Below are 12,886 nucleotides of genomic sequence, written 5' to 3'. Positions count from 1 at the left end.
CAAATAAATTTGTTTCTGCCCTCGTTTGCACTATCTTTGCCACACAAAATTGGGTAATATGAAAAAGTTTTTAGGTTTATTGATCGTTGGCATGCTTTTTTGCATGAGTAGTTATTCTCAAATTATAGAGCCTGTCAAATGGAAAGTTTCCATGCAAGGAGAAGGTAATGAGAAGGAGATTGTTTTTCATGCATATATAGAAGATGGTTGGCATTTATATGCTACCGATATTCCCTCCGGAGGGCCTATTCCTACTTCGTTCTCTTTCGACGAGATATCCAATGTGTCGTTAAAGGGAGATGTAACCCCGTCCAAACGCCCACATGAAGAATATAGTGCTTTATTCGATATGAAATTGGGGTGGTATAATTCTACAATAGATTTCAAGCAAACTATATTTATAGAAAATCCCGATAGTTTTAAAATTACAGGATACATTACTTACCAAGCGTGTAACGATGTAACTTGTTTGCCTCCAACCAAACATGAATTTTCCTTTGGAGAAAGCAAAACTCCAACGACAACCGCCCCGGTTATGACTCCTGTAAATCTTAATACAAACTCATCTTCTAATTTAACCAGTCAAAAAGGCTGGCAGCCAGTAGTTGAAGAACTTCGAGCAATGAGTACCGAAAAATTATTGCAAGAAAGTTCTCTTTGGTTTATTTTCATATCGGGATTTATCGGAGGATTGTTAGCATTACTAACACCTTGTGTTTGGCCCATGATTCCCCTAACAGTGAGCTTTTTCCTGAAAAAACAACAAAGCCGGCACAAGGCGATCGGCGAAGCCATCTTATACGGTTTGTCCATCATCATTATCTATGTAGGACTGGGTTTACTGATTACCCTACTATTCGGAGCCAGTGCCCTTAACGATTTAGCGACAAACGCTTTGTTCAACATACTGTTTTTCGCACTGTTGGTTCTTTTCGCAGTCTCCTTCTTCGGGGCTTTCGATATAACCCTACCTGCATCATGGAGTAATAAACTCGATAGGAAGGCCGACACCGCAACCGGTATCATCGCTATCTTTTTCATGGCGTTTACATTGGTTTTGGTTTCTTTCTCTTGTACCGGACCCATAATCGGCACTCTATTAGTAGAAGCCGCTTCTTGGGGCGGGACGCTCGCACCTGCTGTCGGAATGGGAGGCTTCGCCATCGCCTTAGCCATACCGTTCGCATTATTCGCCATGTTCCCTTCTTTAATGAAACAATTGCCTAAATCGGGAGGCTGGTTAAACACCGTCAAAGTCATATTAGGCTTTTTGGAATTGGCATTATCACTTAAATTCCTATCGGTAGCCGATCTCGCCTATGGGTGGCACATACTCGACCGGGAAACATTTTTGGTGCTTTGGATCGTTATCTTCGCATTGTTGGGATTTTATCTGCTCGGTAAGCTCAACTTTTCGCACGATTCCCCGATTAAACACGTCTCCGTCCCCCGTCTATTCCTCGCCATCATTTCGCTATCTTTTTCATTATATATGATTCCCGGATTGTGGGGAGCTCCGTTAAAAGCGATCAGTGCATTCGCGCCCCCCTTATATACCCAGGATTTCAACTTATATAATAAAGAAGTTCACGCAGCTTTCAACGACTATAACGAGGGTTTGGCGTACGCCCGACAAGAAAAGAAGCCCATACTCATCGACTTTTCGGGGTATGGTTGTGTCAACTGCCGTAAAATGGAGGCTTCCGTGTGGACCGACCCGGTTGTAAAACAGATTCTTGAAAACAAATACGTACTTATTACCTTAATGGTCGATGACAAAGAAAAATTAAAGAAGCCCATTACGGTAACCGAAAATGGGAAATCGGTAAAACTAACGACCGTCGGTGAAAAATGGAGTTTCTTACAAAGACATAAATTCGGAGCCAATGCTCAACCATACTATGTTATTATCAATAGTGACGGAGAGCCATTAGCCGCCCCATACGGATACAATGAAAGCGTAGCTAAATTTATCGATTTCTTACAAAAAGGACTAAAAGCATTTAATAAATAAACACATGTCACACACGAGAGAAGAAAAAATAGAGGCATTCGGCCGGTTTATCGATATCCTCGATATTCTACGCGAAAAGTGTCCGTGGGATCATAAGCAAACGAATGAAAGTTTACGTCCCAACACGATAGAAGAGACCTACGAACTCTGTGATGCTCTTATCAGAAAGGACAACGAAGCCACTAAAAAAGAGTTGGGAGACGTATTGTTACATATCGCTTTCTATGCTAAAATAGGAGAAGAAAACGGTTCTTTCGATATTGCCGATGTTTGCAATGCTCTTTGTGAAAAACTAATCTATCGCCACCCTCATGTATTCGGTACAACCCATGTCGATGGATCGAACGAGGTTGAGCAAAATTGGGAGGAACTCAAACTGAAAGAAAAAGGCGGTAATAAAACCGTACTCGAAGGCGTGCCATCGGCCTTACCGGCTCTAATAAAGGCTTATCGAATACAAGATAAAGCACGCAATGTAGGCTTCGACTGGGAAGAAAAAAGCCAAGTCTGGGACAAAGTTTTTGAAGAGTTCGGCGAACTGAAAAATGAAATAGAAAACATGGACCCGGATAATATGGAAAATGAATTCGGAGATCTATTTTTCAGTCTCATCAATGCGGCAAGACTTTATGACATCAACCCGGAAAATGCATTGGAACATACGAACCAAAAGTTTATACGACGGTTTAACTATCTTGAACAGGAAACATTACAAAAAGGTAAAAATCTAAAAGATATGTCTCTCGCCGAAATGGACGCCATTTGGGACGAGGCCAAACAAAAAGGACTGTAATCAAATTGAACTTACTACGGCTCTCATTTGTTCATTCGCTATAACACATATAACGAATCACTAATGAGAGCTTTTTTATCACTCTTCCTACCTCTGCTCATATCTTCGCTTCATGCAGAAAAAATAATAACCAACCCGAACTGGGTCGCTCGAAATACGCCGGTTGTAACAGTCGACAGTATTCTATTACGAGACACCGTAAGCCGAATGTACATCACGCTGAAACAACTCCCGCACACGTCTTTAACCATACACGACGATTGGGTCGTCCAAGACAGTATAAAACGGTTTTCTGGGAAAGTACGGGATATAGACGGTGTCGATTTCAACCGAATTTTCCAATTCGATAGCGACAGTACGATCCATATAGAAATGGATTTCCCTGCGCTCCCTCCGTCCTTAACGGAGGTCGATATCATCGGAAATCAAAAATCCAACGAAATCAGAATTATAGGTTTATCTCTAACCGAAAAAAGGAACAAGACTTCCATATATCCACAACCCAACCCTATATACAGATCTGCTACACCAGCAATAACATTCGACACAGCTATACTACAAGGTAAATTCGTCGGATATCACAAACGGTTGAATTTACCCGACGGGAAAATCATACAGGACGATCTGTTCTCCGGGAAACAGACCGAAATAAACATTCCTATCGCACCAGACGGTTCGTTCTCCGCAAAAATCCCTACACGCTATCCAATCCAACAAAAACTAATTTTTGGGGATCGATATATCCCTTTTTATATCGAACCAACAGATACGCTTTACATAGAAACGTACTTGGACGAATTATTCGCCCCCTATCGATATTCAGGAGAAATAGAACAAAACTGCGTTCACTCGACATACCGAGGTAAGAATACCCGAATCAATTACGAATTAAGGGAAATACGATTAAAAAACATTTCGGAAACGGAAGATTGGATAAAAAGCCTAAATACCCTTTCAACACAAAAATATTATACTTCGGAAGAAAATAAATTTAAAGCAAAACTTGAATATATAAACTCGAAATATAATCAAGGAGAAATATCCGATACATCTTATCATTTATCAATTCTAAATAATTACTATAATTTTATTTATCATATATTTGTATATATGAATATTATAGACGAAAATATTATAAACGAATATAGTATTAAAAATATAGATTATATATCATTCGCAGATATTTTTGCCATGAATGACCCTTTATCTACGACTTCGGAATATTACCTGCCTTTTTTAATGTTATTGGAAAGTTGGAGAGCCATGACGACACCTCCTAATTGGGAATATTCAGACTTTATAAAAGCTCTCGAAAAGCGAAATATGGACTTATCAAATACCGAAAAAGAGACTCTGAAATTTGTATTCGGAGAGATCCAAACGCCACCCGATAATGTAGAAAGAACCATACAGTCGTTCAACAAAAGATCCGAAAAAGAACAAATTTCCATGAGAGAAGAGAAACTCCGAGCACTCAGAAAACAAACATACGAAACCTACTTTGGACCATCTACCGATTTCACTTGCCAGCTTATTAATACCCGCTCGATCATCAGGCTTATACACTCCCTCGACAGGAAACTGACTGAAACTGAAATAAAAGAATTTACCGCCCCGATTACCGACCGCAGACTTCTAAAAGTTATCGACCAGACAAATTTTTCTTACAAGCCCCAATCTCTACAAGGCCATTGACCGGATATTACGAAGAATGAAAATAAAAATGTAACTTTGCATTCGGAAATGAGCAACAGTAAGACACGACCTGAAAAACGGATTTTGTCGTTCCTTGTTTCTTCGTTTAAACTACAAAACAATATAATGAAAGTCTGTATAGCCGAAAAACCCAGTGTAGCCAAAGAAATAGCCGATATAGTAGGTGCAAAGAACCGACATGACGGATATTACGAAGGGAACGGCTATCAGGTGACTTGGACTTTCGGCCATCTCTGCACATTAAAAGAGCCTCATGAATATACCGACTCGTGGAAACAATGGACATTGAGATCCCTGCCCATGATACCCACCCGATTCGGGATTAAATTAATCTCCGACCGGGGTATAGAAAAACAATTCGGTATCATAGAATCGCTCATGTCCAACGCCGAAGCCGTCATAAACTGTGGTGATGCCGGTCAAGAAGGGGAACTCATTCAACGATGGGTTATGCAAAAAGCAGCTTGTAAATGCCCGGTCTACCGCCTTTGGATATCGTCCTTGACAGAAGAAGCCATACGAGAGGGATTTCAAAATCTCAAACCTCAAACAGAATTCGACTCTCTTTATTTTGCCGGACTTTCACGGGCTATCGGCGATTGGTTGTTAGGAATGAACGCTACCCGGCTTTACACGTTGAAATATGGACAGAACCGTCAAGTCCTTTCCATCGGGAGGGTACAGACTCCCACTTTGGCATTAATCGTAAACCGTCAACTCGAAATCGAACATTTTGTTCCTCAACCTTATTGGGAATTGAAAACCTTATATCGGGAAACGACATTCGCCGTCACCAAAGGGAAATTTCAAACCGAAGCAGAGGGAAAAGAATTTCTACAAAAAATAGAGGGATTCCCCTTCACGGTTACCGATATAACGACCAAACAAGGAAAAGAAGCGCCACCGAGATTATTCGACTTAACTAGCCTTCAAGTCGAGTGTAATAAAAAATTCTCTTTCTCGGCAGAAAGCACCTTGAAAATCATTCAGTCGCTTTACGAAAAAAAAGTAACCACCTACCCTCGTGTCGACACTACATTTCTAAGCGACGACATATATCCGAAGGTTCCGGGCATAATGTCGGCATTAACAGCTTACACAACATTAACAGCCCTTTTTTCGACCGGGAAGATCCCCAAGAGCAAAAAGGTATTCGACAACTCCAAAGTGACCGATCACCATGCTATCATTCCCACGAACGTAAAGGCAACCAACCTCACGGGCGAAGAGCAAAAAGTGTACGACTTAGTGGCCCGAAGATTTATTGCGGCATTCTATCCCGATTGTATCGTTTCCAATACGGTCGTACTGGGCGAGGTAAATCAAATCGAATTTAAAGCCACGGGGAAACAAATCTTATCTCCGGGGTGGAGAACCGTATTCGGGAAAGAAGAAAATAACGAAGAGTCGGAAAGCACCTTGCCTGCTTTCACCAAAGGTGAAACCGGCCCGCACACACCTTCTTTGGCAGAAAAATGGACCCAGCCCCCCAAACCGTATACCGAAGCCACATTATTGCGGGCTATGGAGACGGCTGGAAAATCGGTAGAGGACGAAGAACTGAGAGATGCCTTGAAAGAAAACGGTATCGGACGTCCTTCCACGAGAGCCGCCATTATTGAAACGCTGTTCAAACGCCACTATATCCGTAAAGAAAGGAAGAATCTGGTTGCCACTCAAACAGGAGTGGAGCTAATCGGGACTATTCGCAACGAGTTGCTAAAATCGGCCGAATTGACCGGTATTTGGGAAAACAAATTGCGTAAAATAGAACGCAACGAATATCGTGCCGCCGATTTTCTGGAAGAACTGAAAAAAATGGTGGGCGAAATCGTTTTGTACGTACTAAGCGACAATTCCGGCAAAATCACAGCGGCTCCACCCCCGGAGGAACCGAAGAAAAAATCGACGACATCGGCCAAACCCGGGAAGAAAAAAACAACCAATAAAACATCTACGGAGAAGAAACCAAAAGAACAACTTTTATCATGTCCCGTATGCCACACCGGCCATATCATACAGGGAAAGACGGCATACGGATGCAGCCGATGGAAAGAAGGATGCGGTTTCAGGTTGCCATTCGACGAAGCCGGGAACCCTCTCGATGAAGAAACGCTGCAAAAACGTATTCAAGACTATAACCCGAATACTCATTTGAATCATGAATAAAGAAGAATGGTTTCCTCTGATAGACGAACAAGGTAACACAATAGGAAAAGCGACCCGCCGTGAATGCCACAACGGGTCGAAATTGCTCCACCCGGTAGTCCACCTACATATTATAAATAACGACGGGGAGTTGTATCTTCAAAAGCGATCGGTGAATAAAGACATTCAACCCAGCAAATGGGATACGGCCGTAGGCGGTCATATCGATTACGGGGAGACCGTCGAAGAAGCATTGGCAAGAGAAGTTCGCGAAGAGTTGGGAATCACGCATTTCATTCCGATACATGTGCTTACTTATATCTTCGAATCGGATCGAGAACGCGAGATGGTAAACACATTCTATACGGTATATACCGGAAAAATACAAATCGATCCAGTCGAAATCGACGACGGCAGGTTCTGGACATTTTCGGAGATACATGAAAATATGGGGAAAGGAATCTTCACTCCTAATTTCGAACAAGAATTTCTCCGCATAGAATCCCGGCTTATCCGAACCATTAAACAGGGAACTATGAAAAAAGATTGTGAATAAAGACGAAGACTCTGTTCACACCTATGTATCCCCCTTCGGGTTCTATAAGTCTTTTTTACCTCATCTTATATGGACAAGACATTTTACTCCCTGTGGATTAATCCACACCGAATTATATCGTGTACCAAGATTAACCGACAAGGTCTCCGACTTCCGCTGAAACAAATTCTATAAGAGCCCCGGATGCTATTTTTATCTGTAATCCTCGTTGTCCGGCACTAATATAAATAGGGTCATGTGACAAACAACTTTCGTGAATATATACAGGATAATTTTTCTTCATGCCAATGGGAGAACAACCACCCCGAATATATCCGGTAGTCGGCAACAGTTCCTTCATGGCAATCATCTCGGCACTCTTATTTCCCGATATTTTGGCAGCCTTTTTCAAATCGACCTCTTTGTCGCCCGGAATCACACAAACGAATATCCCGTGTTTATCGCCACGCAATACCAAAGTCTTGAATACTTGTTCTATATTCTCACCCAGTTGTTCGGCAACATGAGTAGCAGCTAAATTATTCTCGTCGACTTCATAAGGAACCAATTCGTATGGTATTTTCGCCCTATCCAACAGCCGAGCCGCATTCGTCTTATTCGTCTTCATACCTAAATCAATAATCGGACAAATATAGCTATTTACAGAAAACCGAAAAAGAATATATCATGGAAGCTAAAAAAGATTTTACTACCACAGCCCATGCTGTTTATTTTACCCCAAATAGTATTGATTCATAACCGTTAAATTTTCTCCTAATTCAAGGATTAAAGGTTTTCCCGTGGGTATTTCTACATCGACAATTTGTTTGGGCGATAAATTTTGCAGCATCATTATCAAGGCCCTCAAACTATTTCCATGAGCTGCAACCAGTATCGTTTTGCCTTTCTCAGCCTCTGGCAAAATACGCTCTTTCCAACAAGGCAACACTCTATGAACAGTATCTTCAAGCGATTCACCATGAGGTAGCAGTTTTTCTTGAACCATCTGATAACGGGCATCATGAGCCGGATATCTGAGATCCTCGTCTCCTACTTGCGGAGGTCTGACATCATAACTCCGTCGCCAAATATGAACTTGCTCCGCCCCATACTTCTCAGATGTTTCCAACTTATTCAAGCCTTGCAGCGCACCATAATGTCGTTCATTGAGCCTCCAATCTTTATATGCCGGAGTCCACAACCTGTCCAATTCTTCCATAACTAAAAAGCGAGTAACAATAGCACGCTTTAACAAAGATGTAAACGAAATATCGGGATATATGGAAAAACTCCGTAACAACTCTCCTGCCCGACGAGCTTCATCTCTCCCCTTTTCGGACAATGGGACATCTGTCCACCCCGTAAATCGGTTCTCCTTATTCCATATACTCTCTCCATGCCGGAGCAAAATCAATTTATTCATCGAGGATTCAATTATTGTAATATATATTCAGATTCTCCCCAATACCCTCAGAATCGGTTATATTCATGGAAGTTAATATTTCGGATACATTTATCAGAGGTAACGGATAATTTTTGAATACTGTATTTTGTGTACGTAGTGCCAACATTCCTCTCATCGACCCGATTGATATACTCAATAACAATGCAAGTAACCGAGTATCAACTATGACTTGGGAGTTTTCGAGCTTAACAAAATCCCTCAATTTCTCAATTTTATAAACCACAGCGATTCTATAAAAAAGAAGTTCTTGACCGATAAAATTACGACGACGAATATAACGGACTCCTGTTATCAACTTAAAATAATCCCGTTTAACATCGGGATAAATATTTACCACAAACTTAACCGGAATAATCTCTTTTCCTATATTTATCGATTTTTTTGCCGCAGGACAGGTAAAATCTAACTCCTCTATATGTTCCAAACTCAGTTGTATCGAGGGTATCTCCATTTTCTTATACATTTATTCATATAACACACGCCCTGTTCACTTTGTTTGATCCATATAAAAAGAAGGCCGGTGAAAATTCCAATTCACCGGCCTTCTTTTTATATCTATTACGATACTCAATCGTTCATCGACAGCAAAAGTTCTTCATTCGAAGAAGTACGCTCCATACGGTCTCGCATAAATTCCATTGCCTCTATCGAATTCATATCGGACAAGTATCGACGCAATATCCACATACGGTTGAGTGTGTCTTTCGGTAACAACAAATCGTCCCGACGAGTACTCGATGCCGTGATGTCAACAGCCGGGAAAATGCGTTTGTTAGACAATTTCCGATCGAGCTGCAACTCCATATTACCCGTTCCCTTGAACTCCTCGAATATCACCTCGTCCATCTTCGAACCGGTCTCGGTCAAAGCAGTAGCGATAATCGTAAGGCTTCCCCCGTTCTCTATATTACGAGCCGCACCGAAAAAGCGTTTAGGCTTATGCAACGCATTGGCATCGACACCACCGGAGAGCACTTTACCGGAGGCCGGAGAAACCGTATTATAAGCTCTCGCCAAACGGGTGATGGAGTCTAACAGAATGACAACATCGTGACCACATTCAACCATACGTTTGGCTTTTTCCAATACGACACTAGCCACTTTCACATGACGTTCGGCCGGCTCGTCGAAAGTAGATGAGATAACCTCGGCTTTTACACTACGGGCCATATCGGTAACCTCTTCGGGACGCTCGTCGATCAACAATATAATCATATAAACCTCCGGGTGATTCTCAGAGATAGCATTGGCTATATCTTTCAACAACACGGTCTTACCCGTCTTAGGAGGTGCAACGATCAATCCACGCTGTCCTTTACCGATAGGAGAAAACATATCGACCACACGAGTAGATAAATTACAGTATTTTCCACTCGTCAAATCAAATTTTTCATCGGGGAAAAGAGGAGTAAGATGATCGAACGGGACACGGTCTCGAACATATTCGGGTGTGCGACCATTTATTTTCTCCACCTTCACCAGCGGAAAATATTTCTCTCCTTCCTTAGGAGGACGAATAGGTCCTTCAACGACATCGCCCGTCTTCAAACCAAACAACTTTATTTGCGATTGAGAAACATAGACATCATCGGGAGAAGTCAAATAATTGTAGTCGGACGAACGAAGAAATCCATACCCATCGGGCATCATCTCCAATACCCCCACACCTGTCAATATTCCATCGAAATCGTATGGTCTCTCGACAGGTTTAGGCTCAGGGACAAACGTTTGTTGATTATTCGAGTTTTGGTTTTGCCCATTGTTATTTCCTGCATTATTCTGGCTGTTCCTATTCTGTGGGACGAATGTGCGCTGTCCTCTCGGAACAAATCTTTGCTTTTCGCTATGTGGGAAGAATGTCTGTAACGACGATGTAGGCAACGGTGCTTGTTGTCCTTGATTTGCGGTAGCGGGCTGTTGTTGAATAATTTCCTGTTGCTTGTTTTCTACCGGGGTGGAAGGCGTTGTAACCGGAACAGAAGGCGAGGGTGTTTGCAGTGTGTTTTGAGCTTCATTTATCAATTCAGCCGGAAGAGCTTTCTTTTGTATCCGTTTGCGTTGTTTGGGTTGCCCTCCTTGTGTACTTTGCTGAGGAAGCTCTTCGTTTTCATTGGAACCGTTATTTTCCACCAACGCCATAGAGCTTTCTTTTAAATTCTCAAATAGTTCGGCTACCGGCTCTTTCAAAGCGGGATGAGAAGATAACCCAGTCTCTTCTATAATAGAAGGAATATCTTTTACTTCTGTAACATTATCCTGTTTTGCATCTTCTTTTTTCGAGGTTTCACTCGTTACATCGCTTTTTTTCTTTCTGCCTTTCTTTTTCACCTCTTTCGTATCTTCCACTCCTGTCGATTCCACAGATAGAGACGGTGTAGGCTCTGTATTTGATTTACTTTCTAGTTCATTCGGTTTTTCAAGTACAGACTTCTCTTTATTTTTCTTAGGTTTAGGACCTCTCTTTTTCGGAGCAGGAGGATTAGCGGCAGCTTTACTTGCCATATCAATAGCTTGTTGATCAAGAATTTTATAGACAAGATCTTCTTGTTCTATACCATCAATCTTTTGGATACCCATTTCAGCAGCTATCACTTTCAACTGGTCAAGAGTTTTAGCGCTCAATTCTAAAATATTATACATGAATAAATAAATATGATTTACACTTTATATTTATTAAAGCTACCTGCATGATTACTCATACTGGCTGAAAGAACAAATATAATTATTGGATTTTTGAATTTACTGCGTACAGAATTTCACTACGCAATTTCACTGTACAAATATACGGCCGATTTGTCAAACAAAACAAGAAATGTAAAAACAAGTTTATTATTTAACTATTTTTCATATTTAAATTCGATTATTCTCTTTGTATCCGCAGTCACTCGATATCCATCGGCCGCGCGCTCTCCCAATATCCATATTATCGTATTTCCCGAACATAGCAACAAAGCATTGGCTTTATCGATTAGAGAATATTTTCTATCTCTAAAATAATCGCTCAATTTACGGCTGCCTTTCATTCCAAAGGGGGTAAAACGATCTCCCGTCTCCCACCGGCGAATAATTAGCGGAAATACAAGTTTGTCCAAGTCGAAACAAGCATAGGATTTATCACGAGAGAAACAATACGTTTCATCGTTGTCCAGACATCGATACGATAAATTTCCGTGTAACAAAGTTCCACATTCTTCGAGACTTTCGATTTTCTCTACCACAGTCCCGGCCTCTTCTCTTTCCTGTGGTTCCAATATCAAATATTCCCGGTCTTTAACGATTCTGTAATTCCGAGACAAAAACACCTTCCCAGAAATACCGCCACAAGACGATATTATCTCTGTTATCTGTTCGGAAACAAAGCCGTAAGGAGTCAAAAATTCAAATAAGAAAGCCTTAGGCGACGGAAGCTGTTTCAGTTTCTCCACCGGAATATAAATATATTCACCTTTATATTCCAACACGTTTTGCTCCTGCTCATGTATAGCCGCTTTATAGACCGATTCTACTTCCCTCAAATTCAAAATAGAAGAATATATGGAATGGTCGACCGACGGATTGATCGAACGTAACAAAGGCAATACCTGTAATCGAATTTTATTTCTGATATAAACCGATTCTAAATTGGTACAATCGACCACATACGACACCCCATGTTCCGACAAATACGATTCTATATCTTTACGGGAAACGGTCAACAACGGTCGCACAACAAATCCGTTACGTGGTTTCATCGACGTAAGACCGGCAATCCCGGTTCCTCGAATTAAATTCAGCAACAGAGTTTCCACACTATCGTCCCGATGATGGGCCACGGCTATCGCCTGTGCCCGATATTGTTTCCTTTTCTCTTCAAACCAATCATATCGCAGTTGGCGGCAAGCCATCTCGACCGACACATTATTGGTCATCGCATAACATGAAGCATCAAACGAAATCTCCTCGAACGGCAAATTCCACTCAAAAGCTATCTGCCGAGTAAAATTCCTGTCCCGCAAAGATTCTTCACCTCTCAAATTGAAATTACAGTGACAAACTATACACGAATATCCCAAACTCTTCAAGACATGAAGTAACGCAATAGAGTCGGCTCCTCCGCTCACACCAACGATAACAGGGCCAGATTTGTCTAAAAGTTTTTTATCCTCGACAAACTCGTGTATACTTTGTAAAAATGGAGAGACAGACATATCGTTACTTCTTAAATTCATAACAAAA

10 protein-coding genes are annotated in these 12,886 nt (G+C 41.4%); 5 read left to right on the top strand and 5 right to left on the bottom strand.

What is annotated here, in order from left to right; genetic code table 11:
- The first annotated feature begins 58 nt into the window (after positions 1-58).
- The 5 genes from QVD32_RS02600 (at position 59) to QVD32_RS02580 (ending at position 7,227) form a co-directional block, all read left to right on the top strand.
- Positions 59-2,014: a protein-disulfide reductase DsbD family protein gene (locus QVD32_RS02600; RefSeq protein WP_118687202.1), complete on the top strand. Its 1,956-nt coding sequence runs from the start codon at positions 59-61 to the stop codon at positions 2,012-2,014.
- A gap of 4 nt (positions 2,015-2,018) precedes the next feature.
- A complete protein-coding gene (gene mazG / locus QVD32_RS02595) occupies positions 2,019-2,807 on the top strand; it encodes a nucleoside triphosphate pyrophosphohydrolase (RefSeq protein WP_118687203.1) in 789 nt (262 codons plus the stop codon).
- A 63-nt stretch (positions 2,808-2,870) separates the two neighbouring features.
- Positions 2,871-4,502, top strand: a complete 1,632-nt coding sequence (locus QVD32_RS02590) for a hypothetical protein (RefSeq protein WP_118687204.1) — start codon at positions 2,871-2,873, stop codon at positions 4,500-4,502.
- A gap of 126 nt (positions 4,503-4,628) precedes the next feature.
- Positions 4,629-6,692, top strand: a complete 2,064-nt coding sequence (locus tag QVD32_RS02585; RefSeq protein ID WP_118687335.1) for a DNA topoisomerase 3 — start codon at positions 4,629-4,631, stop codon at positions 6,690-6,692.
- Positions 6,685-7,227, top strand: coding sequence for an NUDIX hydrolase (locus QVD32_RS02580; RefSeq protein ID WP_021891240.1), 543 nt, complete (start codon positions 6,685-6,687; stop codon positions 7,225-7,227). The genes QVD32_RS02585 and QVD32_RS02580 overlap by 8 nt, the downstream gene beginning before the upstream one ends.
- A 130-nt stretch (positions 7,228-7,357) precedes the next feature.
- On the opposite strand, the gene ybaK is transcribed toward QVD32_RS02580, so the two are convergent.
- The 5 genes from ybaK to tilS all read right to left on the bottom strand — a co-directional run bounded on the left by ybaK (position 7,358) and on the right by tilS (position 12,879).
- The gene (gene ybaK, locus QVD32_RS02575; protein ID WP_021891239.1) at positions 7,358-7,834 is read right to left on the bottom strand and encodes a Cys-tRNA(Pro) deacylase; all 477 of its coding nucleotides are present in this window, start codon (positions 7,832-7,834) and stop codon (positions 7,358-7,360) included.
- Between the two features lie 105 nt (positions 7,835-7,939).
- Positions 7,940-8,629: a 2,3-diphosphoglycerate-dependent phosphoglycerate mutase gene (gpmA, locus tag QVD32_RS02570; protein ID WP_021891238.1), complete on the bottom strand. Its 690-nt coding sequence runs from the start codon at positions 8,627-8,629 to the stop codon at positions 7,940-7,942.
- Positions 8,630-8,636: 7 nt separating this feature from the next.
- Positions 8,637-9,122 carry a hypothetical protein gene (locus QVD32_RS02565; protein ID WP_021891237.1) on the bottom strand — a complete coding sequence of 162 codons (486 nt, stop codon included), beginning with the start codon at positions 9,120-9,122 and terminating at the stop codon, positions 8,637-8,639.
- Positions 9,123-9,238: 116 nt separating this feature from the next.
- Positions 9,239-11,311, bottom strand: coding sequence for a transcription termination factor Rho (gene rho, locus QVD32_RS02560; protein ID WP_021891236.1), 2,073 nt, complete (start codon positions 11,309-11,311; stop codon positions 9,239-9,241).
- Positions 11,312-11,508: 197 nt separating this feature from the next.
- Positions 11,509-12,879, bottom strand: coding sequence for a tRNA lysidine(34) synthetase TilS (tilS, locus tag QVD32_RS02555; protein WP_229033564.1), 1,371 nt, complete (start codon positions 12,877-12,879; stop codon positions 11,509-11,511).
- Positions 12,880-12,886: the final 7 nt, after the last annotated feature.

This window comes from Barnesiella sp. (assembly GCF_022723415.1).
Lineage (GTDB): Bacteria > Bacteroidota > Bacteroidia > Bacteroidales > Barnesiellaceae > Barnesiella > Barnesiella intestinihominis.
This window is presented reverse-complemented; position numbering and strand designations above follow the sequence as displayed.

Coding starts and splice junctions, on each gene's coding strand:
- QVD32_RS02600 (WP_118687202.1), top strand. CDS start 59: ATGAAAAAGTTTTTAGGTTTATTGATCGTTGGCATGCTTTTTTGCATG.
- mazG (WP_118687203.1), top strand. CDS start 2,019: ATGTCACACACGAGAGAAGAAAAAATAGAGGCATTCGGCCGGTTTATC.
- tilS (WP_229033564.1), bottom strand. CDS start 12,879: ATGAATTTAAGAAGTAACGATATGTCTGTCTCTCCATTTTTACAAAGT.
- QVD32_RS02585 (WP_118687335.1), top strand. CDS start 4,629: ATGAAAGTCTGTATAGCCGAAAAACCCAGTGTAGCCAAAGAAATAGCC.
- QVD32_RS02590 (WP_118687204.1), top strand. CDS start 2,871: ATGAGAGCTTTTTTATCACTCTTCCTACCTCTGCTCATATCTTCGCTT.
- rho (WP_021891236.1), bottom strand. CDS start 11,311: ATGTATAATATTTTAGAATTGAGCGCTAAAACTCTTGACCAGTTGAAA.
- ybaK (WP_021891239.1), bottom strand. CDS start 7,834: ATGAAGACGAATAAGACGAATGCGGCTCGGCTGTTGGATAGGGCGAAA.
- QVD32_RS02580 (WP_021891240.1), top strand. CDS start 6,685: ATGAATAAAGAAGAATGGTTTCCTCTGATAGACGAACAAGGTAACACA.
- QVD32_RS02565 (WP_021891237.1), bottom strand. CDS start 9,122: ATGGAGATACCCTCGATACAACTGAGTTTGGAACATATAGAGGAGTTA.
- gpmA (WP_021891238.1), bottom strand. CDS start 8,629: ATGAATAAATTGATTTTGCTCCGGCATGGAGAGAGTATATGGAATAAG.